This is a genomic window from Streptomyces sp. ADI96-02, assembly GCF_003846185.1.
In the GTDB taxonomy this organism is placed as follows: Bacteria; Actinomycetota; Actinomycetes; order Streptomycetales; family Streptomycetaceae; genus Streptomyces.
Genome location: NZ_ML123034.1, coordinates 266359 through 287355 on the forward strand (window position 1 = coordinate 266359; position 20997 = coordinate 287355).

Sequence of the window (20997 nt, forward strand, 5' to 3'; positions counted from 1 at the left end):
CCGCCGCGTCGCGTCCGGCGGAGCGCCCGCCGGCGGTCATCCCAGGCCGCGCTCCGCGCGCCAGGCGCGCACGGCCTCGTCGACGTCGAACGGCTTCAGGTTGAGCGGCGGGCCCTCGGGCGGACGCCGGATCGCCCGTTCGATCTTCTCGTTCAGCTCGGTCAGGACCCGTCGCACCTCGGCCACGCTGCGCGCCGCCGACACCGCCGCAGGCGCGTCCTCGGCCTCCTTGCGCAGGGCCAGGGCGGGCGGCAGCATCGAGACGCCTTCGCGCTGCATCTTCTGCTTGATCCACCACGCTTCGTCGTAGGGGCGCTCCAGGCCGGCCATCGGCTTGCCGAAGCCGGGCAGCCGGGCGAAGTCGCCACGCTGCTCGGCCTCCTGGATCTGCCGGTCGACCCACCCCTCGAAGCTGACTCCCGGGGGTTTCCGCTCGGTCATCCCACACGCTCCCGCCCGCCGCCCGCGCGACGTCTTCACGATACACAGAGCCGCCCGACGGACATCGGCTGCCTCGAACGGCCGCACGGGGGTACACGACCTCCTGCACGCCGCCCGGCGGTCACAGCGCCGGGCACGGACCGAGAGGGGTTGACCACTGTGCGACGACAGAGGCACGTACCGGCGGACGAGCGGCGGGGACGGTAGCCATGACGACAGCGATCATCATCATCGCCGTGCTCCTCGCGCTGGCCGCCGCCGCGTTCTTCGTGGTCCGCGGTCGCGGCGCCACCGGAGGCCGGGGGCTGCGCGGCCGGTTCGGCCCGGAGTACGACCGCGTGGTCGCCCGCCACGGCGGCGACACGAAGGCGGCCGAGCACGAGCTCGGTGAGCGGGTCAGGCTGCACGGTTCGCTGGAGCGGCGTCCGCTGGCCGACGAGGCCCGCGCGCAGTACGCCGCCCGGTGGGCCGGGGCGCAGGAGCGGTTCGTGGAGTCGCCGGAGCAGGCGCTGGCCGAGGCCGACGCCCTGCTGGCCGCGCTCTCGCGCGACCGCGGTTTCCCGGACGGCGAGAACTTCGAGGAGCGCACCGACGCGCTCTCCGTGCACCACGGAGCCCAGGTGAACGGCTACCGCCGGGTGCACCGCGCCCTGAGCGGCGGCAGCGGCACCGAGGAGATGCGCGAGGCGTTCGTCGAGGCCCGCGGTCTGTTCGACGCACTGCTCGGAGACGGCCCGGCGCACCGGGAGCACGGCAACGGACATCTGGTGAAGGGACGCGGCACATCATGACGCAGACACCGAACGACAGCGGGAACACCGGCGACACGCCCATCAGGCCCGCGGGAGCCGCCGACTCCGCCATCGGGCGCGCACCGGCCGGGTCCGTCCCGCCGCCCAGGAACGCGCCGGCCGCCGGGTCCTCGCCCGCCGAGCCCGCCGAGCCCGCCCGCTCGCCCGGCGGCGGCCCGGCGGTGCCCGTGACGTCGGACCCCCGCGCCCGGGACGCGCGGACAGGGGCCGGCGGGGCGGGCGAGGAGCCCGCGACGCCCACGGACGGCGCGAGCACCCGCGACGGCCGCACGACCGCGGCACCGGCACCGGGATCGGGATCGGGATCGGGATCGGCGGATTCCGGTGCGCCGCTGTTCAGCGCGGAGGAACGGGAGAAGTACGCGGCGCGCGTCCATCAGGCGGTGGCCGGATTCGTGGAGGACCCGGCCCGCGCGGTACGCGAGGCGGACGCGACGTTCGACGAGGTCGTCTCCCGCCTCTCCACCGCACTGGCCGATCGCGGCCGGCACCTGCGGGGGGACCGGGACGGCGAGCGGGGCCGGGCGGAGACGGAGGATCTGCGGATCGCCCTCCAGCACTACCGCGACCTCACCGAGCGCCTTGTCCACCTCTAGGAGGGCCTGTCGGCGTCAGGGGAAGCGGCACCGGCTGCCGCTTCCCCTCAACCGGTGATGACGAGGCCGTCGCGCAGCCGGCGCAGCGCCGGCTCGGGGACGCGCAGACCGTCGCGCACGTACCCCTCCAATCCGCCCCACCGCTCGTCCACGGCGTCGAGCGCCGCCTCCAGGTAGCGCGGACGCACCTCGACGACGGCGGCGGCGACAGCCGGATCGCCGCCCTCGTCCAGGAACTTCTGCACGTACGGCGCGAAGGCGGCCCGCACGGCCGGGTTCACCGCGAGGAAGTCCGAGCGCACCGTCTCGCGCGAGGCACCGAGGATCAGCAGCAGCACGGCCGCCGCCCACCCGGTGCGGTCCTTGCCCGCCGTGCAGTGGAAGAGCACCGGTCGCGCACCGGGGTCGGCGGCCGTCTCCAGGAAGGCCCGGAAGGCGGCCGAGGCGCCGGGTGAGAGGACCATCTTGCGGTAGGTGTCGGCGAAGAGTTCCTCGGCCCGTCCGCCGCCCAGCATCCGCTCCGCCTCGACCGGGTCGGCGAGCAGGGCCTTCAGCCTGGCGGGCGCGACGCCCGGATGGTCGCCGAGGACGTCGGCGACGAAGAGCCGGGCCCGGTCCGGGAGCCGGTCCGGGGCCCAGCGGCGCTCGTCGGCGGTGCGCAGGTCGACGACGGTGCGGATGCCGAGCGCGGCGACCGCCAGGTCGCCCGCCGGGTCGAGACCGCTCAACTGCCCCGAGCGGAACAGGACGCCCTGCCGGACCCGGCGTTCGCGGCCCAGGGCGATGCCGCCCAGGTCGCGCAGATTGACGACGGTGGCGGCCGGGACGGTCCGGGCGGTCTGCACGATGAACTGCCTCTTTCCCCGATGAGTTCCGGATACCGCGGTCAGTCCGCGAGGAGCTTGGCCTTCTGCCGGCCGAACTCGGCGTCGGTGAGCGCGCCCTGCTGCCTCAGCTCGGCGAGCCGCTCCAGGAGGGTGATGATGTCGTCCTCGGCGGCGCGCCCGTCGGCGGCGAGCGTCCCGTCGGCCTCCTGGACGGCCCGGGCCAGCGGCGCGGCCCACAGCGCCTCCCAGGCGACGAGCGCGGCCGAGCCTCCCGCCGGCACGTTCCGGCCGAGCGCCTCGACGTCCTCGTCGCCGAGGAGGCCGGTGGCCCGGGCCGGATCGAAGGGGACCAGCCCCTCCGGATCGAGGTCGCGCAGTTCCACGCGGACCAGCGTGCCGTCGTCGGCGCGCCGGACGCAGAGCAGGTCCAGGAGCCGCACGGCCTGCGAGGCCGCGGCGTCCGCCAGGGCGGGTGCGACGGCTCCGGTGAAGCGGCCGGCGGGCAGGGTGATGACGAGGTACTCCACAGGTCCGACGGCCACGGTCGCGTCCTCTCCGTATCCCGGGCCTCTCGGGGCGGCCGGGATGTATACGGGCATGACATAAGAATCCGGGAAACTTCGCACATAATATGCACCAGTAGCCCGAATCACCCCGTTGTCGCGACCGGCCGTGTTGCGTCGCCCGCGGCGCGCAGGTGGCCGGGCGCGCCGGGTCGCCCACGGCTCCGGTTACGCGACCGTACGTAAAGGATCAAGTGCGTTCCGGAGAGGGCAAGGTCACAGCACGTGCCCCTGCTGCTCATTCGTCGCCCTGGCCTAACATCTGACCATGACGGTCCAGCCTGCTGACGGGCTCTCCCAGGCCGCCGCGTTCCCCGACCCCTCCCACGACCAGTGGCAGAGCCTTGTCGAAGGCGTCCTGCGCAAGTCGGGCAAGGAAGTCTCGGGCTCGGCCGCCGAGGAAGCGCTGTCCACCACCCTGGAGGACGGGCTCATCACCCGGCCCCTCTACACCGCGCACGACACCTCGCCCGACACCGGCTTCCCCGGCTTCGCCCCGTTCACCCGGGGCGGCACCGCCGAGGGGAACGCCGCGGGCGGCTGGGACGTACGCCAACGCCACGCCCTCACCGACCCCGCACGGCTCAACGAGGCGGTGCTCGGCGATCTGGAGAACGGCGTCACCTCTCTCTGGCTCTCCGTGGGCGGGCCGGCGGGCGTGCCCGTCGACGCGCTCGCGGCGGCGCTGGACGGCGTCTACCTCGATCTCGCGCCCGTGGCCCTCGACGCGCCGTCCGACCTCGACGCCGCAGCCGCCGAACTGCTGCGGATCTACGAGGAGCGCGGCGTCGCCAGGAGCGAGGCGCGCGGCACCCTGGGGGCCGACCCGCTCGGCCGCGAGGCGAGGACCGGCGTCGAGGCGGACCTCGGCGCCGCGGTCCGCTGGGCGCGGGTGTGCGTCCAGGACTACCCGGGGTTGCGGGCGGTCGTCGTGGACGCGCTGGCGTACCACGAGGCGGGCGGTTCGGCCGCGCAGGAGCTCGGGCTCTCGCTGGCCACCGGCGTCGCCTATCTGCGGGCGCTGACCGGTGCCGGGCTGAGCGTCGAACAGGCGTGCGCGCAGATGGAGTTCCGCTACGCGGCCACCGCGGACCAGTTCCTCACCATCGCCAAGATGCGCGCGGCACGCCGCCTCTGGGCGCGGGTCGCCGAGGCGTCGGGGGCTCCCGGGGCGGGGGCCCAGCGGCAGCACGCCGTCACCTCCGCCGTGATGATGACGCGCCGCGACCCGTGGGTGAACATGCTGCGGACCACGCTCGCCGCGCTGGGCGCCGGGGTCGGCGGTGCGGACTCCGTCACCGTGCTGCCGTTCGACCACGCGCTGGGACTGCCGGACGCGTTCGCGCGGCGCATCGCCCGCAACACCTCGACGATCCTGATGGAGGAGTCGCATCTGGCCCGGGTCGTCGACCCGGCGGGCGGCTCCTGGTACGTGGAGCGGCTCACCGACGAACTGGCCGCGGCCTCCTGGGCGTTCTTCCAGGAGACGGAGCGGGCGGGCGGACTGCCCGCCGCCCTGCGCTCGGGCCTGGTGGCGGAGCGGCTGGCCGCCACGTGGGCCGTGCGCAGCGAGCGGCTGGCCCGCCGCGAGGAGCCGGTGACCGGAGTCAGCGAGTTCCCGCAGCCCGCCGAACGCCCGGTCGAACGGGAGCCGGCTCCGGACGCCTTCGCGGACGGGCCGGGCGGACTGCCCCGGGTCCGGCGGGACGAGGCGTTCGAGGCGCTGCGTGCCCGGTCGGACGCCCACCTGGCGGCGAGCGGGGCCCGCCCGAAGGTGTTCGTCGCCGCGCTGGGCCCCGCCGCCGCACACACCGGGCGGGTCTCGTTCGCCGTCAACCTCTTCGGCGCGGGCGGCATCGAGGCGGTGCACGACCCGGTGTCGGTGGACGCCGAGACCGCCGGCGGCGCGCTGACCGCCTCCGGCGCCACGGTCGCCTGCCTGTGCTCGTCGGACGCCCTGTACGCCGAGCAGGCGGAAGCGGTGGCCGGGGCGCTCAGGTCGGCCGGGGCGGCACAGGTGTTCCTCGCGGGACGGCCCGGGGCGTACGCCGGTGTCGACTCCTACGTCTTCGCGGGCTGCGACGCGGTCGCCGTTCTCACCTCCGTACTCGACCGCATGGGAGTGGCGTGATGCAGACCCCGTCCACGGACCACGAGTCCGCCGTCCCCGACTTCTCCGAAGTGGCCCTGGACGCCGCCGCCGCGCCCGCCGGGTCCGGGCGGCAGTGGCAGGAGGCCGTCGCGCGGGCGGTCGGCGGCTCGCCGGACGCGCTGCTCTGGGAGACCCCCGAGGGCATCACGGTCAAGCCGCTGTACACCGGGGAGGACCTGGAGGGCCTGGACTCCCTGCACACCTATCCGGGCATCGCGCCGTATCTGCGCGGCCCGTACCCGACGATGTACGTGAACCAGCCCTGGACGATCCGCCAGTACGCCGGATTCTCCACGGCCGAGGAGTCCAACGCCTTCTACCGGCGCAACCTCGCGGCCGGGCAGAAGGGCCTGTCGGTCGCCTTCGACCTGCCCACCCACCGGGGTTACGACAGCGACCACCCGCGGGTGACCGGTGACGTCGGCATGGCCGGGGTGGCGATCGACTCCATCTACGACATGCGCCGGCTCTTCGACGGGATCCCGCTGGACCGGATGTCGGTGTCGATGACGATGAACGGCGCGGTGCTGCCCGTGCTGGCGCTGTACATCGTGGCGGCGGAGGAGCAGGGCGTAGCGCCCGAGAAGCTGGCCGGGACCATCCAGAACGACATCCTCAAGGAGTTCATGGTCCGCAACACCTACATCTATCCGCCGGCCCCGTCGATGCGGATCATCTCCGACATCTTCGCGTTCACCTCGCAGCGGATGCCGCGCTACAACTCCATCTCCATCTCCGGCTACCACATCCAGGAGGCGGGTGCGACGGCCGATCTGGAGCTGGCGTACACGTTGGCCGACGGCGTGGAGTACCTGCGCGCCGGTCGCGAAGCCGGCCTGGACGTGGACGCGTTCGCGCCGCGGCTGTCGTTCTTCTGGGCGATCGGCATGAACTTCTTCATGGAGGTCGCCAAGTTGCGGGCGGCCCGGCTGCTCTGGGCCCGGCTGGTGGGGCAGTTCGATCCCAAGAACCCCAAGTCGCTCTCGTTGCGCACTCATTCGCAGACCTCGGGGTGGTCGCTGACCGCGCAGGACGTGTTCAACAACGTGACGCGCACGTGCGTGGAGGCGATGGCCGCGACACAGGGGCACACCCAGTCGCTGCACACCAACGCCCTGGACGAGGCGCTGGCGCTGCCCACGGACTTCTCGGCCCGGATCGCCCGCAACACGCAGTTGCTGCTCCAGCAGGAGTCCGGCACCTGCCGGGTCATCGACCCGTGGGGCGGCAGCGCCTACGTCGAGAAGCTGACGCACGACCTCGCGGAGCGCGCCTGGCAGCACATCGAGGAGGTCGAGGCGGCCGGCGGCATGGCGAAGGCCATCGACGCGGGCATCCCCAAGCTCCGGGTGGAGGAGGCCGCGGCCCGCACCCAGGCGCGGATCGACTCCGGGCGGCAGCCGGTGATCGGGGTGAACAAGTACCGGGTGGAGACCGACGAGAAGATCGACGTGCTCAAGGTCGACAACTCCTCGGTGCGCACCCAGCAGATCGAGAAGCTGCGGCGGCTGCGCGAGGAGCGCGACGAGGGGGCCTGCCAGGAAGCGCTGCGGGCGCTGACCGAGGCGGCCGGCCGGGCGCCGGGGCCGGGCCTGGAGGGCAACCTGCTGGCGCTGGCGGTCGACGCGGCGCGCGCGATGGCCACGGTCGGGGAGATCTCCGACGCGTTGGAGAAGGTGTACGGGCGGCACGCCGGGCAGATCCGTACGATCTCCGGTGTGTACCGCAAGGAGGCAGGGGAGTCGCCGTCGGTGGACCGCACCCGCGGGCTGGTCGAGGCGTTCGAGGAGGCGGAGGGCCGCAGGCCGCGCATCCTGGTCGCCAAGATGGGCCAGGACGGTCACGACCGGGGCCAGAAGGTGATCGCCACGGCCTTCGCCGACCTGGGCTTCGACGTGGACGTCGGTCCGCTGTTCCAGACGCCGGGCGAGGTGGCCCGGCAGGCGGTCGAGGCGGACGTGCACATCGTGGGCGTCTCCTCGCTGGCGGCCGGGCACCTGACCCTGGTGCCGGCACTGCGGGAGGAACTGGCCGCCGAGGGCCGGGAGGACATCATGATCGTGGTGGGCGGGGTGATTCCGCCGCAGGACGTCGAGGCGCTGCACGAGGCGGGCGCGGCCTCGGTGTTCCCGCCCGGGACGGTGATCCCGGACGCGGCACACGATCTGGTGACGCGGCTCGCCGCCGCGCTCGGCCACGAGCTGTGAGCCGCTGACCGGATGGCCGCGAAGATCGACATCGACGCCTACGTACGGGGAGTCCTCGACGGGAAGCGGGCCTTCGTCGCCCGCGCCATCACGCTCGTCGAGTCCACCCGGGCCGAACACCGCGTACTGGCACAGGAGTTGCTGAGCAGACTGCTGCCGCACTCGGGGCGGGCCCGGCGGATCGGGATCAGCGGGGTGCCGGGCGTGGGCAAGTCCACGTTCATCGACGCGCTCGGCACGATGCTCACGGGGCTCGGACACCGGGTCGCGGTGCTCGCGGTCGACCCGTCCTCCAGCCGTACCGGCGGGTCCATCCTGGGCGACAAGACCCGGATGGAACGCCTGGCGGTGGACCCGCGCGCCTTCGTGCGCCCCTCCCCCGCCGCGGGCACGCTGGGCGGGGTGGCGAAGGCGACGCGGGAGTCCATCGTGGTGATGGAGGCGGCGGGGTACGACGTGGTGCTGGTGGAGACGGTGGGCGTCGGCCAGTCGGAGACGGCCGTCGCCAACATGGTGGACACGTTCCTGCTGCTGACCCTGGCGCGTACCGGCGACCAGTTGCAGGGCATCAAGAAGGGCGTCCTGGAGCTGGCGGACGCCATCGCGGTGAACAAGGCCGACGGTCCGCACGAGCGCGACGCGCGCTCGGCGGCGCGTGAACTGGCGGGCGCGCTGCGGCTGATGCACCCGGCGGACGCGGCCTGGACTCCCCCGGTGCTCACGTGCAGCGCGCGCGAGTCGACGGGGCTGGACACCCTGTGGGACCGCCTGGAGCAGCACCGTACGGTGCTGGAGTCGACCGGCCGGCTGGCGGCCAAACGCCGTGACCAGCAGGTGGACTGGACCTGGACGATGGTCCGGGACGAGCTGCTGGACAGCTTGCGCAACCACCCGGCGGTGCGCAGGCTCGCTCCGGAGCTCGAACGGCGGGTGCGGGACGGCTCGTTGACGGCGACACTGGCGGCCGAGGAGATCCTCGACGCGTTCGGCCGGGGCGGCGGAACGGACGCCTGAGGCGTTCGCGCGGCAGGACCGTCCCCGTCGGGGGCGGTGGGAAACGGGCAGTCGCCTCCCACCGCCCCCGGCCCGTTCTCAGGCGCTCGCGGCATCCCTGGGCGCCGGACGACCTCGGCCTGGCGCCACCCCGGGGCGGGCCGGGTGGCCCCGGGGTCTGCACGGCTCAGGAGCGCCGGTCGCCGCCGAGGGCGTCGGAGACCAGGGCGCGCGCCTCCTCCTGTACCCGGGCCAGGTGGTCGGGGCCCTGGAAGCTCTCCGCGTACACCTTGTACACGTCCTCCGTGCCCGAGGGCCGGGCGGCGAACCAGGCGCTGTCCGTGCAGACCTTGAGGCCGCCGATCGGGGCGCCGTTGCCCGGGGCCTCGGTGAGCACCGCGGTGACCGGTTCCCCGGCCAGGGTGTCGGCCTTGACCTGTTCCGGGGAGAGCCGCGCCAGCACCGCCTTCTCCTCGCGGGTGGCGGGCGCGTCCACGCGGGCGTAGGCCGGGTCGCCGAAGCGGGAGGTGAGCTGGGCGTAGCGCTCGGAGGGGGTGGAGCCGGTGACGGCGGTGATCTCGGAGGCGAGCAGGGCCAGCAGGATGCCGTCCTTGTCCGTGGTCCAGACGCGGCCGTCGCGGCGCAGGAACGAGGCCCCGGCCGACTCCTCGCCGCCGAAGCCGAGGCTGCCGTCGAAGAGTCCGTCGACGAACCACTTGAAGCCCACCGGGACCTCCACCAGGGTGCGGCCGAGGTCGTGCGCGACCCGGTCGATCATGGAGGAGGAGACCAGTGTCTTGCCGATGCCGGTGCCGGCGGGCCAGCCGTCGCGGTGGGTGTACAGGTAGTCGATGGCGACGGCCAGGTAGTGGTTCGGGTTCATCAGCCCGCCGTCCGGGGTGACGATGCCGTGCCGGTCGGCGTCGGCGTCGTTGCCGGTGGCGATGGCGTACGCGTCGCGCTGGGCGATCAGCGAGGCCATGGCGTACGGCGAGGAGCAGTCCATGCGGATCCTGCCGTCCCAGTCCAGCGTCATGAAGCGCCAGGTCGGGTCGGCGAGCGGATTGACCACGGTGAGATCGAGCCGGTGCCGTTCGGCGATCCGGCCCCAGTACGCCACGGAGGCTCCGCCGAGCGGGTCGGCGCCGATCCGCAGGCCCGCCTCGCGCACGGCGTCCAGGTCGAGCACGGAGGGCAGGTCGTCCACGTAGTCGCCGAGGAAGTCGTGCCGGCGGGTGGTGTCCGCGGCCAGCGCGCGGGCGTACGGGATGCGTCGGACCTCGCCGAGCCCGGCCTCGATCAGGGCGTTCGCCCGGTCCTGGATCCACGAGGTGGCGTCCGAGGCGGCCGGTCCGCCGTTCGGCGGGTTGTACTTGAAGCCGCCGTCGGCGGGCGGGTTGTGCGACGGGGTGACCACGATGCCGTCGGCCATGCCGCCGGTGCGGCCCCGGTTGTACGTCAGGACGGCGTGCGAGACGGCGGGCGTCGGGGTGTAGCCGTCGTCGCCGTCGATCAGGACGGTGACCCCGTTGGCGGCGAGCACCTCCAGGGCGGTGACCCGGGCCGGCTCGGACAGGGCGTGCGTGTCGGCTCCGAGGAACAGCGGCCCGTCGGTGCCCTGCCGGGACCGGTAGTCGCAGATGGCCTGGGTGGTGGCGGCGATGTGGTCGTCGTTGAACGCCGTCGCCAGGGCCGAGCCCCGGTGGCCGGAGGTGCCGAAGGCCACGCGCTGGTCCGGCTCGGCCGGATCGGGGTGGAGGGCGTAATAGGCGGTCACCAGCCGCGCCACGTCGACCAGGTCTGCGGACTGCGCCGGTTGCCCGGCCCGTTCGTGCACCATCGGTTCTCCTCATGCGTCTCGTCTGCGTCGTCGGCCGGTCCCGTCCCGCTGGGCGGGCCGCCGTCCCGGGGGCGGACGATCACCCCGGTCCGTAGCCGATTCTGTCTCCTCGGCCGATCGCGGAGCCGCCGGCGCCGGCCGTGGCGCGCCCAGGTACCCCCGGTTCCCCCGGTGGCACAGGCCGTCTCGGCGACGTCCGGTGCCACGGCGCACCGGTCGCGTTCATGTCAGTTCCGGCCAACTCGCCGACCTTTGGCCAATGTCGGACAGCCAGGCGTGCGCCGCAGGTGAGCGGGATAGAAAGGTCCCGCACATGGTCGGTGGACTTTTGACGACTTCTCTGCGAATAGGTGGGGGTTTCCTCGAATGATCGGCTGCACGGACCTCGAGATACAGGTGAAGAACTTCCCTGAGCGCGGATTTCTCGTCCTGCCCGGATTCCTTCCCGGCACTCTGGTCGATCGCCTCATGCCCGAAGTGGACCGTTGGGTGGACACCGGCCTGAGAAAGTTATCCATCGAGGCGTGTTCTTTATCGGAGGACGCCACTCCGCCGGCGGTCGAACTGGAGATGGCGGCTCACGCGGAGCTCGCCGCGTACCCGCCGCTCCTCGAACTCCTGGCGGACGAGAGCCTGCTGGGTCCCTCCTTCGTCTTCCACCATCTGCACAGCGACCGCCGGCCGCCCGGCGGGGCCGGCAAGAGCTGGCACCACGACTACGAACAGCGCCCGCAGCGGGACCGCGAGCTGCCGATGGTCCACGCGCTGCACTACATCGGCGGACTCCGGCCCGGCATGGGCTCACTGGCCGTGCTGCCGGGATCGCACCTGCGGGTCGCCGAGAAGGACGAGATGAGCGCTCTGGGGACGGCACGGCAGCCCGGGGAGGAGGTCGTCGACGACCTGCCCCGCGGCTCCACCGTGCTTCTGCACTCGGCGCTCTTCCACACCCGCCGCGCGGCTCGCGGCCCCTCCGGCACAGGGCCCCGGTACATGGTGGACGCCTCGTACTGCCGCACCGGCGCGCCGTGGCCGCCCGTCAAGCCGTACTGGCGCGCCGTGCTGGCCGTCGGACGCACGCTGGAGCCGGCCCGGGGGCGGTGGCCCGAGCTCTTCTCCGACCGGCACTTCAGCCCGTACGCCCCCTCCGCCCGCAGGCCGTCGGCGTGAGGATCCTGGAAGCCGTCGGCTACGACGCGCTCATGCGCCGCTTCGGTCGGGAGCACCCCTACGACCCGTCCGACCGGGCCAACTCGAACGACGAGGCCGCCGCGCACGTCCTCGACGCCCAACGGGTCCTCGGCGGACGCTGGCACCGGGTCCTGCTGGAGGGGCCCGAGGTGCTCGACGTCGTCCTGCCGTGGCACCTGGGCGAGGGCGGCGGCGTCGAGCTGATTCCGCCGACCGGACTCACGGTGGCCGCCGCGGCGGCGCGGCTCGCGGCGCTCGACGCCACGTACGCGCACACCAATCCGCTCTGCGCGTACAAGCTGACGCGCCAGAAGGGGGCCCCGGCCCAGCCCCTGTATCTGAGCACCCGAGCGATGCCGACCCGGGACTACGCGGCGCTGACGGTCCGCGAGGGGCTGGTCCACCTCGACGGCCTGCACCGGATGCTGGCCTGGCACCGCGGCGGCCTGCTGGCGCCGGGCCGCTGGCTGGAGGCGTACGTCGCGGGGCTGCCGGGCGCGGGGCTAGCCCCGGCCGACGTAGGGCATGGAGCTCGGCATGATCAGGACGGACTGCATGTTGACCCCCGCCGGTAGCGCGGCCATCGCGCGGACGGTCTCGACGACGTGGCGCATGTCCATCGTCGGCTCGACCCGGAAGGAGCCGTCCGCCTGGCGCACCTCGGGCTGCGGCCGGTCCTGCGGTGTGACGTTGCCGATGTCGATCTGGCCGCAGGAGATGTCGTAGCGGCGGCCGTCCAGCGAGAGCGACCGGGTCAGCCCGGCCACGGCGTGCTTGGCCGCGGTGAAGGCGATCGAGTCGGGGCGGGGCGCCTGGGCGGACGGCGCACCGTTGTTGATGATCCGGCCGCCGCGCGGCGACTGGAGCCGCATCATGCGGAAAGCGGCCTGCGAGCAGAGGAAGGTGCCGGTGGCGATCGAGTCCATGACCCTGTGCCAGTCCTCGGCCCGCACCTCCTCGGTGGGGGTGTACGGCATGGTGTCGGCGGCGTTGTTGAACAGCAGGTCCAGCCGGCCGAACCGGTCGGCGACCTCGGCGAACAACGCGTCGACCTCGGCGGGCTCGGTGATGTCCGCCCGCACCGGCACGGCCCGGTCGCGGTCGGCGGCGGGCGCGAGCCGGGCCGTCTCCTCCAGCGCCGCCGGGCGCCGCCCGGTCAGCACGACCCTCCAGCCGTCGGCGAGCAGGCCCAGCGCGCAGGCCCTCCCCACACCGCTGCCCGCCCCGGTGACAACAGCCGTCCTCACACCCATGGTGCGCACTTCCTCTCCGCGTGGGCCGACTCCTCGGCACATGGCTCTCGGAGCGTGTCCCACCGCCTTCCCACCCAAACAGGAGCAGCAATGAATGGCTTCATCCCGGCACTGGGCGGTACCGACAGCAGCCGGTCCTGGTTCGAGCGGGCGCGGCACTCGCTGGCCGGCGGGATCAGTTCCTCCTCCCGGCTCACCTCCACCGGACCGCACCCGTACCCGCTGTACATGGCGAGCGGTTCGGGGGCCCGGATCACGGACGTCGACGGCAACGAGTACGTCGACTACCTCATCTCGTACGGCAGCGCCGTCCTGGGCCACGCCTCGCCGCTGCTCACCGACGCGCTCACCCGCGTCCTGCACTCGGGGACGATGTTCGGCACGTGCAACGTCCCCGAGGTCGAACTGGCCGAGCTCATCTGCCGGATGGTGCCGTGCGCCGATCTCGTGCGGTTCGCCAACTCGGGCAGCGAGGCGGTGCAGGGAGCGGTGCGGGCGGCGCGCGGCTACACCGGGCGGTCCACGATCCTCAAGTTCGAGGGGCACTACCACGGCTGGAGCGACACCCTGGCCATCTCCAACCGGCCGTCCGCCGCCGAGGCCGGGCCCTACGCGACGCCGCGTTCCGTCCCGCACTCGCCCGGCATTCCGGCGGGCGTCGTCGACGACGTGGTGGTCTGTCCGTGGAACGACCCGGCGGCGCTGCGGGACGTCCTGGACGCCCACCCGGCGCCGGCGGCCGTGATCTGCGAGCCGATCGTCGCCAACAACGCCTGCACCATGCCCGATCCGGGCTATCTGGACCTGCTCCGGGAGGAGTGCACGGCACGCGACGTGGTGCTGATCTTCGACGAGGTGTGCACCGGGTTCCGTACCGGCCCCGGCGGGGCCCAGGCCCTCTTCGGCGTGCTGCCGGACATCGCGGTGTTCTCCAAGGCGCTCGGCGGCGGTCTGCCGATCGCGGCGTTCGCCGGCCGCCGGGCCGTGATGGAGCCGCTGGCACGCGGCGAAGTCAAGCACGGCGGCACCTACAACGCCTCGCCGCTGTGCGCGACGGCCGCGCTCGTCACGCTCCGGGCGCTGAACGACCCCGCCGTCACCAAGCGCATCGACGAGACCGGCCGGCGTCTGATGGAGACCGTCCGCCGGGCGGCGCACGACAACCGGGTGCCCTGCGCGGTCCAGGGCGTCGGCGCGATGTTCCAGGTGGTCTTCTCCCCGGACGGCGCGCCCACCCGGCGCTACCGCGACCTGCTCGGCGTGGACGGGGGCCGGTACGACGCCTTCCGGCACGAACTGCTCAAGCGCGGCGTGCATTCCAACGCCTACGCCCTGGCGTGCTGGTTCGTCCCCGCCGTCGTCTCCGAGGACGACCTGTCCGCCACCTGCCGCGCCGTGGAGGAGGCGTTCGCCGCACTGAGGTGACGGTGTATCACACGACGGCCGCCAGTCTCCGCCGCGCCGCGCGGCCCCTCCCGCGAGGCGAAGTGGCGTGCCAGGATGCGCGTTGCCCTGACCGCGTGGTGAACGGAGGACATGTGAGAACGGTTTCGCTGATCCGCAAGGCGCCCCTGATCGTCGGCGGAGCCCTCGCGCTGGTCGTCTCCTCGGCCGGTACGGCTCTGGCGGCCCCGCCCCTCGCCCTGCCGGCGCAGGCGGACGAACTGGAGAGGACGTTCCAGCCGGCGTACGACTACGACAAGGACGGGTGCTACCCCACACCCGGCATCGGGCCGGACGGAACGCCGGCCCCGGGACTCAACACCTCGGGGGCCGTCAACGGCAGTTGCCGGGACGCCTCGGACCTGGCCAACACCAACGGCTACTCAAGGGCGTTGTGCAACAACGGCTGGTGCGCCGTCATGTACGAGCTCTACTTCGAGAAGGACCAGGCGGTGGCCGGGAGCGGCCTCGGCGGGCACCGGCACGACTGGGAGCACGTCATCGTGTGGGTGCAGAACGGCGAGGCGCAGTACGTCTCGACCTCGGCGCACGGAGGGTTCTCCACCTACCGGCGCGACCAGATCCGCTGGGAGGGCTCCCACCCCAAGATCGTCTATCACAAGGACGGGGCGAGCACGCACTGCTTCCGGCCCGCGACCGCCAAGGACGACCCTCCGGAGAACCACCGCGGGACCTGGCAGTACCCGGCCCTGGTCGGCTGGAACGGGTATCCCCCGGGGATACGGGACAAGCTCGTGCAGGCGGACTTCGGCAAGGCCAACTTCGGCCTGAAGGACGGCAAGTTCACCGGCCATCTGGCCAAGGCCAAGCCGTCCGGCATCGCCTTCGACCCGAACGGCTGACCGGAGAGCGGTGAGCCGGGAGGTGCGGCGCCCCGCCGTTCCTCCGCGTGCGGCGTGCCCGGCCGCCGCGCACCGCGACGCCCCTCCAGCGCCCCCGTCGTCCTGAGCGTTCCGGCGGGGGCGCTGCCGTGCCTCCGGCGCGATCCGGACCGCGCGGGGGCCCTTCCACCACAGGTCGGCAGAGCACCGCAAGACGGCGCGGTCAGCCGTAACTCGCATGATCCAGTGGCCGGATGTCCTCCCATCCGAGGAAATCGGCCACGGGATATCCCGGCGGTACGACGACAAACACGGGCGCGAACCGGGCCACACCCGCCGCCCCGGGACGTGCGTGACCGCAACAGAGCGTCGTGGCAAGGGCGTTGAGACGAACGCATACGCCGCTCGGTCCTCCGCAGTCGTGATCAGCCCTCCGGCCAGCGGACCAGGCGCGAGCCTGAGCGGACACCGGAGCCGCGACCGCCTCCCGCGCGCCTTTGCGGAGCGCGGGCGAAACGCTCACGCGGAGCGAGCGGACGCGGATCTCCCGCGCGCGCTCCAGGACACCGCCCCTCGCGCCTCATTCGGTCCGGAACACGCCCTTGTCGCCGCCCCGGCGCGCGTCGAGTATTCGGCTCGTGCGGCAGCGAGCTCCCCGTCGACCCCCGGCGGCGGAAGGCCGCGCGACGCGGTCCGCCCACCCAGCGGACCGTGCCACCCCCACTCACTAAGGACTCGCCTTGACCATCAAGCCCTTCTCGGTCCTCGCCCCCGCGACCAGACGCGCCCGTCTTCTCGCCGTGGCCGCGGGCCTCGCGTCCGCCGTCGCACTGGCCTCCCCCACAGCCGTCGCCCAGACCGTCCAGGACACCGGGGCCACGGCCTCGCAACTCTCCGCCGCCTCCTCCGCGGTACGGGCCGCCGATGTCTCCGGCACCGCCTGGTACACCGACGCCGCGAGCGGCAAGATCGTGGTCACGGCCGACACGACCGTCTCGGCCGCCGAGATCGCCACCATCAGGAAGTCGGTCGCGGACTCCGGCGCGAAGCTCAGCGTCGAGCGCACCAACGGCAAGTTCAGCAAGCTCATCGCCGGCGGCGAGGCCATCTACACCGGCGGCGGCCGCTGTTCGCTCGGCTTCAACGTCCGCAGCGGCAGCACCTACTACGCCCTCACCGCCGGGCACTGCACCAACATCGGCAGCACCTGGTACACCAACTCCGGGCAGACCACGGTGCTCGGATCCACGGCCGGCTCCAGCTTCCCCACCAACGACTACGGTCTGATCCGCCACGCCAACCCCGCCGCCGCCGACGGCCGGGTCTACCTGTACAACGGCTCCTACCAGGACATCACGTCCGCCGCCAACCCGACGGTCCGTCAGGCCGTCACGCGCAGCGGCAGCACCACCGGTGTGCGCACCGGCACCGTCACCGGACTCAACGCCACCGTGAACTACGGCAGCGGCCAGATCGTCTCCGGCCTCATCCAGACGAACGTCTGCGCCGAGCCCGGCGACAGCGGCGGCCCGCTCTTCGCCGGAAGCGTCGCTCTCGGCCTCACCTCCGGCGGCAGCGGCAACTGCACCTCCGGCGGCACCACCTTCTTCCAGCCCGTCGTGGAGGCACTGACCGCCTACGGCGTGAGCGTCTTCTGACCTTCGCCGTTCAGCACAGCAGGCACAGCGGGCCGCGCCGATGGCGCGGTCCGCTGGTCCGTCGCGGGGCAGGCCACGCGGCGACGGATCCCCCGGGGCCTGCGGGCCCCGCCGGGCGGCCCTCCGGCCTTCGGGCAACCGAAATCGGGCCGGCCGCGTGATGATGGATGTGGGGCAGCGACCCGGCCGCACTCCGCAGGCACGGTCGACCGGAGCCCCGGAAGGGGCGGTCGCCATGTACGCAGCCCGAGTGAGAGCCCTCGCCGCCACGCTGTTCGCCGCACTCCTCCTCGCCGTCGCGGCGGCCGGATGCACGGGCGGCGGCGGCCCGCCGGCCACGCCCCGCAGCAGCGCGGCCCCGTCCCGTAGCGGTACGGCCGAGGACCCGCACGTGCTCGGGGTGAAAATCGACAACGTGGCGCCCGCCCGGCCGCAGACCGGGCTCGACGCGGCGGACATCGTGTACGTCGAGCAGGTGGAGGCCGGTCTCAGCCGGCTTCTCGCCGTCTACTCCTCCACGCTGCCCTCGGTGATCGGCCCGGTACGCAGCGCACGGGAGACGGATCTGGAGCTGCTGCGGCAGTTCGACCGGCCGACACTCGCCTTCTCCGGGGCCCAGAGCAAGCTGCTCCCGCTCATCGACCGGGCGCCGATCGACGCCGTGCCGCCCTCCAAGGCGCCCGGGGCGTACTTCCGGAACCCGGAGCGCCCCGCCCCGCACGATCTCTACCTGCGGCCGGCGAAGATCCCGTACCGGGCGACGGGGACCGACGCCGTCGAGGCGCTGGGCATGAGGTTCGGCGCGCCGCCGCCCGGCGGGAGGCCGGCGGGCACCCAGACCGTCCGCTACCCCTCCGCGCGCTTCGCCTTCAGCTGGTCCGCCGAGCGGGGGCGGTTCCTCGTCTCCATGGACGGCTCTCCCGCCCGCACCGCCGAGGGCGGCCGGCTCGCCGCGGCCACGGTGGTCGTGCAGGAGGTGACCGTACGCCCGTCCGACTTCCACGACCGGTCCGGGAACACCACGCCGTTCACAAAGACCGTGGGCGCGGGCCAGGCGCTCGTGCTGCGCGACGGCAAGGCGTACGACGCCCGCTGGACGCGGCCGACGGCCGGCGCGGACACCAAGCTGACCGACGCCGACGGCCGGCGCGTCGACCTCGCCCGCGGTCCGCTCTGGGTCGTGTTCGCACCGCGCGGAGCCTCCGCCACCGCGACCGCGCCATGAGCGGGGCGAGCCGGGTCGACTGTGGCGTCCGCGTCAACGGCGACGACGTACCGGCCGGCGGACCCGGGTGACGGAGAGCGCCCTCCGGGGGACCGGGCGGTCCGCCGGAGGGCGCGCGGGTGCCCGGCGGAGGGCCTGGGCCCCGCAGTGCGCCGGTCCGTTACCGGTCAGCGCCCCGTCAGCTCCCGGAGCGCGATGTTGAGCCGGAGGACGTTCACCCGCGGCTCGCCGATGAAGCCGAGGATGCGGTCGTCGGTGTGGTCGGCGACGAGCCGCTCGACCTGTCGCACCTCCAGCCGGTTGCGCTCGGCGACGCGGCGGACCTGGAGTTCGGCGTACTGGGGGGAGATGTGCGGGTCGAGGCCGGAGCCGGAGGAGGTGACGGCGTCGGCCGGGACGTCCTCGGGCCGGACCGGGTGGCCGGCGGTGGAGTTGTCCTCGACCACGGCCGCCTTGGCGTCGGTCACCCACCGGATCAGTTCCTCGTTGTCGCCGGAGCGGTTGGTGGCGCCGGAGAGGATCAGCGAGTACTGGGTGTTGACGGTGTTGGCGCCCAGGCCGTTGGAAGGGCGCGGCTGGAACCACGCGAGATCCGGCTTCGCCGTCTCCTGGCCCTTTTCGGCCGGGAGGGTGTAGGTCTGGCCGATGAGTTCGGAGCCGACGACCCGGCCGTCGGCGCTGACCTCGGAACCGTTCGCCTTCTCGGGGAAGAGTCCCTGCGCGAGGCCGGTGACGGCCAGCGGGTAGAGCACGCCGGTCACGACGGTCAGCACCAGGAGCGCGCGCAGGCCCGCCCCGAACAGCCGGGCCGCGTTGCTTACGGAGTTGTTGGTCATGGCGATCAGCCGATTCCGGGGATGAGGGAGAGGAGCATGTCGATGATCTTGATGCCGACGAACGGGGCGACCAGGCCGCCGAGTCCGTAGACGCCGAGGTTGCGGCGGAGCATCCGGTCGGCGCCGGCCGGCCGGTAGCGCACGCCCTTGAGGGCCAGGGGCACCAGCGCGACGATGATCAGCGCGTTGAAGACGACCGCAGACAGGATCGCGGTCTCGGGCGAGGTCAGGCCCATGATGTTGAGCCGGTCCAGCGACGGGTAGGCCACGGCGAACATGGCCGGGATGATCGCGAAGTACTTCGCGACGTCGTTGGCGATGGAGAACGTCGTCAGGGCGCCGCGTGTGATGAGCAGCTGCTTGCCGATCTCGACGATCTCGATGAGCTTGGTGGGGTCGGAGTCCAGGTCCACCATGTTCCCGGCCTCCTTGGCGGCCGAGGTGCCGGTGTTCATCGCGACGCCGACGTCCGCCTGGGCCAGCGCGGGGGCGTCGTTGGTGCCGTCACCGGTCATGGCGACGAGTTTGCCGCCGGCCTGCTCCCGTTTGATTAGGGCCATCTTGTCCTCGGGCGTGGCCTCGGCCAGGAAGTCGTCGACACCCGCCTCCTCGGCGATGGCCTTGGCGGTCAGCGGGTTGTCGCCCGTGATCATGACCGTTCGGATGCCCATGCGGCGCAGTTCGTCGAACCGCTCGCGCATGCCGTCCTTCACGACGTCCTTGAGGTGGACGACGCCGAGGACCCGCGCGCCGTCGGCGTCCTCCACGGCCACCAGGAGAGGCGTGCCGCCGGCCTGGGAGATCCGGTCGGCGAGCTCCCGAGCGTCCTCGCCGGCGTCTCCGCCCCGTCTCGCGACCCAGGCGAGCACGGAGCCGGTCGCGCCCTTGCGGATCCTGCGTCCGTCCACGTCGACGCCGGACATCCGGGTCTGGGCGGTGAAGGCGACCCAGGCGGCGTGGGCGAGCTCGCCGCGGTGGCGCTCGCGCAGACCGTACTTCTCCTTCGCCAGCACGACGACGGAGCGTCCTTCGGGGGTCTCGTCGGCGAGCGAGGAGAGCTGGGCCGCGTCCGCGAGGTCGGCTTCCGCGACGCCCTCGACGGGCACGAACTCGGCCGCCTGACGGTTGCCGAGCGTGATGGTGCCGGTCTTGTCGAGCAGCAGGGTCGACACGTCGCCCGCCGCCTCGACCGCGCGCCCCGACATGGCGAGCACGTTGCGCTGGACCAGCCGGTCCATGCCCGCGATGCCGATGGCGGACAGGAGCGCGCCGATGGTGGTCGGGATGAGGCAGACGAGCAGCGCGGCGAGGACGATCATCGACGTCTGCTCGTCGGCTCCGGCGTAGATCGCGAACGGCTTCAGCGTGACGACGGCGAGCAGGAAGACGATCGTCAGGGACGCCAGCAGGATGTTGAGCGCGATCTCGTTGGGCGTCTTCTGCCGGGCGGCGCCCTCGACCAGGTTGATCATGCGGTCGATGAACGTCTCGCCGGGCCTGGTGGTGATCTTGACGACGATCCGGTCCGACAGCACCTTGGTGCCGCCGGTGACGGCGCTGCGGTCGCCGCCCGACTCGCGGATGACGGGGGCCGATTCGCCGGTGATGGCGGACTCGTCGACCGAGGCCACTCCGTCGACGACGTCCCCGTCGCCGGGGACGATGTCTCCGGCCTCGCAGACCACCAGGTCGCCGATGGTCAACTCGGTTCCCGCGACGCGCTGTTCGACCCCGTCCACCAGCCGCCGGGCGACGGTGCCGGTCTTGGCCCTGCGCAGGGTCTCGGCCTGCGCCTTGCCCCGTCCCTCCGCCACCGCCTCCGCGAGGTTGGCGAAGATGGTGGTCAGCCAGAGCCACGCGGCGATGGCCCAGCCGAACCAGTCGCCGGGATCCGTCACCGCCAGTCCGGTGGTGACCACCGAGCCGACCAGCACGACGAACATGACCGGGGACTTGACCATCACGCGCGGATCGAGTTTGCGCAGCGCGTCCGGGAAGGAGCGCAGAAGCTGCTTCGGGTCGAACAGCCCGCCGCCGACGCGTGCGGCCGGCGGGTGCTGCGGCGAGGGGTCGCGGTGCGGCGCCTCGGTCGGGGTGGCGGTGGACATGGCGCCCTCT

The 20997-nt window shown here is 73.0% G+C and carries 18 protein-coding genes; 11 read left to right on the top strand and 7 right to left on the bottom strand.

Going from position 1 to position 20997, the window contains the following annotated elements; genetic code table 11:
- Positions 1–36: 36 nt before the first annotated feature.
- Positions 37–441 carry a DnaJ family domain-containing protein gene (locus EES43_RS01140; RefSeq protein ID WP_124266897.1) on the bottom strand — a complete coding sequence of 135 codons (405 nt, stop codon included), beginning with the start codon at positions 439–441 and terminating at the stop codon, positions 37–39.
- 209 nt (positions 442–650) lie between these two features.
- On the opposite strand from EES43_RS01140, the gene EES43_RS01145 reads away from it, so the two are divergent.
- Together EES43_RS01145 and EES43_RS01150 are read left to right on the top strand one after the other, a co-directional pair.
- Positions 651–1232, top strand: a complete 582-nt coding sequence (locus EES43_RS01145; protein ID WP_124266898.1) for a hypothetical protein — start codon at positions 651–653, stop codon at positions 1230–1232.
- Positions 1229–1849: a hypothetical protein gene (locus tag EES43_RS01150; RefSeq protein ID WP_124266899.1), complete on the top strand. Its 621-nt coding sequence runs from the start codon at positions 1229–1231 to the stop codon at positions 1847–1849. The genes EES43_RS01145 and EES43_RS01150 overlap by 4 nt, the downstream gene beginning before the upstream one ends.
- Positions 1850–1896: 47 nt before the next feature.
- Here the strand turns inward: EES43_RS01150 and EES43_RS01155 are convergent, their stop codons facing one another.
- Together EES43_RS01155 and EES43_RS01160 are read right to left on the bottom strand one after the other, a co-directional pair.
- A complete protein-coding gene (locus EES43_RS01155; RefSeq protein ID WP_124266900.1) occupies positions 1897–2694 on the bottom strand; it encodes a tyrosine-protein phosphatase in 798 nt (265 codons plus the stop codon).
- Between the two features lie 41 nt (positions 2695–2735).
- Positions 2736–3218, bottom strand: coding sequence for an SHOCT domain-containing protein (locus EES43_RS01160; RefSeq protein WP_124266901.1), 483 nt, complete (start codon positions 3216–3218; stop codon positions 2736–2738).
- 289 nt (positions 3219–3507) lie between these two features.
- Between EES43_RS01160 and EES43_RS01165 the strand changes: the two genes are divergently transcribed.
- The 3 genes from EES43_RS01165 to meaB are packed head-to-tail and all read left to right on the top strand — an operon-like array spanning position 3508 to position 8612.
- The gene (locus tag EES43_RS01165; protein WP_124266902.1) at positions 3508–5370 is read left to right on the top strand and encodes a methylmalonyl-CoA mutase family protein; all 1863 of its coding nucleotides are present in this window, start codon (positions 3508–3510) and stop codon (positions 5368–5370) included.
- On the top strand, positions 5370–7598 hold the full coding sequence (gene scpA / locus EES43_RS01170; protein WP_124266903.1) for a methylmalonyl-CoA mutase: 2229 nt from the start codon (positions 5370–5372) through the stop codon (positions 7596–7598). Before EES43_RS01165 ends, scpA begins: the two co-directional genes overlap by 1 nt.
- A 12-nt stretch (positions 7599–7610) precedes the next feature.
- A complete protein-coding gene (meaB, locus tag EES43_RS01175; RefSeq protein ID WP_124266904.1) occupies positions 7611–8612 on the top strand; it encodes a methylmalonyl Co-A mutase-associated GTPase MeaB in 1002 nt (333 codons plus the stop codon).
- A gap of 166 nt (positions 8613–8778) precedes the next feature.
- Here meaB and pgm read toward each other — a convergent pair whose 3' ends face one another.
- Positions 8779–10431 carry a phosphoglucomutase (alpha-D-glucose-1,6-bisphosphate-dependent) gene (pgm, locus tag EES43_RS01180; protein WP_124266905.1) on the bottom strand — a complete coding sequence of 551 codons (1653 nt, stop codon included), beginning with the start codon at positions 10429–10431 and terminating at the stop codon, positions 8779–8781.
- A 366-nt stretch (positions 10432–10797) separates the two neighbouring features.
- Here pgm and EES43_RS01185 point away from each other — a divergent pair, with 366 nt between their 5' ends.
- Positions 10798–11601 (top strand): phytanoyl-CoA dioxygenase family protein, encoded by an 804-nt coding sequence (locus tag EES43_RS01185; RefSeq protein ID WP_124266906.1) that lies wholly within the window; start codon positions 10798–10800, stop codon positions 11599–11601.
- On the top strand, positions 11598–12197 hold the full coding sequence (locus tag EES43_RS01190) for a DUF6309 family protein (RefSeq protein ID WP_241192305.1): 600 nt from the start codon (positions 11598–11600) through the stop codon (positions 12195–12197). Before EES43_RS01185 ends, EES43_RS01190 begins: the two co-directional genes overlap by 4 nt.
- Here the strand turns inward: EES43_RS01190 and EES43_RS01195 are convergent.
- Positions 12126–12875 (bottom strand): SDR family oxidoreductase, encoded by a 750-nt coding sequence (locus EES43_RS01195; protein WP_124266907.1) that lies wholly within the window; start codon positions 12873–12875, stop codon positions 12126–12128. The two genes, EES43_RS01190 and EES43_RS01195, sit on opposite strands and share 72 nt — an antisense overlap.
- A gap of 90 nt (positions 12876–12965) precedes the next feature.
- On the opposite strand from EES43_RS01195, the gene EES43_RS01200 reads away from it, so the two are divergent.
- The 4 genes from EES43_RS01200 to EES43_RS01215 all read left to right on the top strand — a co-directional run bounded on the left by EES43_RS01200 (position 12966) and on the right by EES43_RS01215 (position 18043).
- Positions 12966–14300 (top strand): aspartate aminotransferase family protein, encoded by a 1335-nt coding sequence (locus tag EES43_RS01200; protein WP_124266908.1) that lies wholly within the window; start codon positions 12966–12968, stop codon positions 14298–14300.
- Positions 14301–14413: 113 nt separating this feature from the next.
- Positions 14414–15181, top strand: a complete 768-nt coding sequence (locus EES43_RS01205; protein ID WP_124266909.1) for an NPP1 family protein — start codon at positions 14414–14416, stop codon at positions 15179–15181.
- A gap of 719 nt (positions 15182–15900) precedes the next feature.
- Positions 15901–16818: a S1 family peptidase gene (locus EES43_RS01210; protein WP_124266910.1), complete on the top strand. Its 918-nt coding sequence runs from the start codon at positions 15901–15903 to the stop codon at positions 16816–16818.
- A 235-nt stretch (positions 16819–17053) separates the two neighbouring features.
- Positions 17054–18043 carry a DUF3048 domain-containing protein gene (locus tag EES43_RS01215; protein WP_124266911.1) on the top strand — a complete coding sequence of 330 codons (990 nt, stop codon included), beginning with the start codon at positions 17054–17056 and terminating at the stop codon, positions 18041–18043.
- Positions 18044–18210: 167 nt separating this feature from the next.
- Here EES43_RS01215 and EES43_RS01220 read toward each other — a convergent pair whose 3' ends face one another.
- Both EES43_RS01220 and kdpB read right to left on the bottom strand, forming a co-directional pair.
- Entirely contained in the window at positions 18211–18879 is a 669-nt protein-coding gene (locus EES43_RS01220; protein WP_124266912.1) for a potassium-transporting ATPase subunit C, read from the bottom strand.
- 5 nt (positions 18880–18884) lie between these two features.
- Entirely contained in the window at positions 18885–20987 is a 2103-nt protein-coding gene (kdpB, locus tag EES43_RS01225; RefSeq protein WP_206430157.1) for a potassium-transporting ATPase subunit KdpB, read from the bottom strand.
- Positions 20988–20997: the final 10 nt, after the last annotated feature.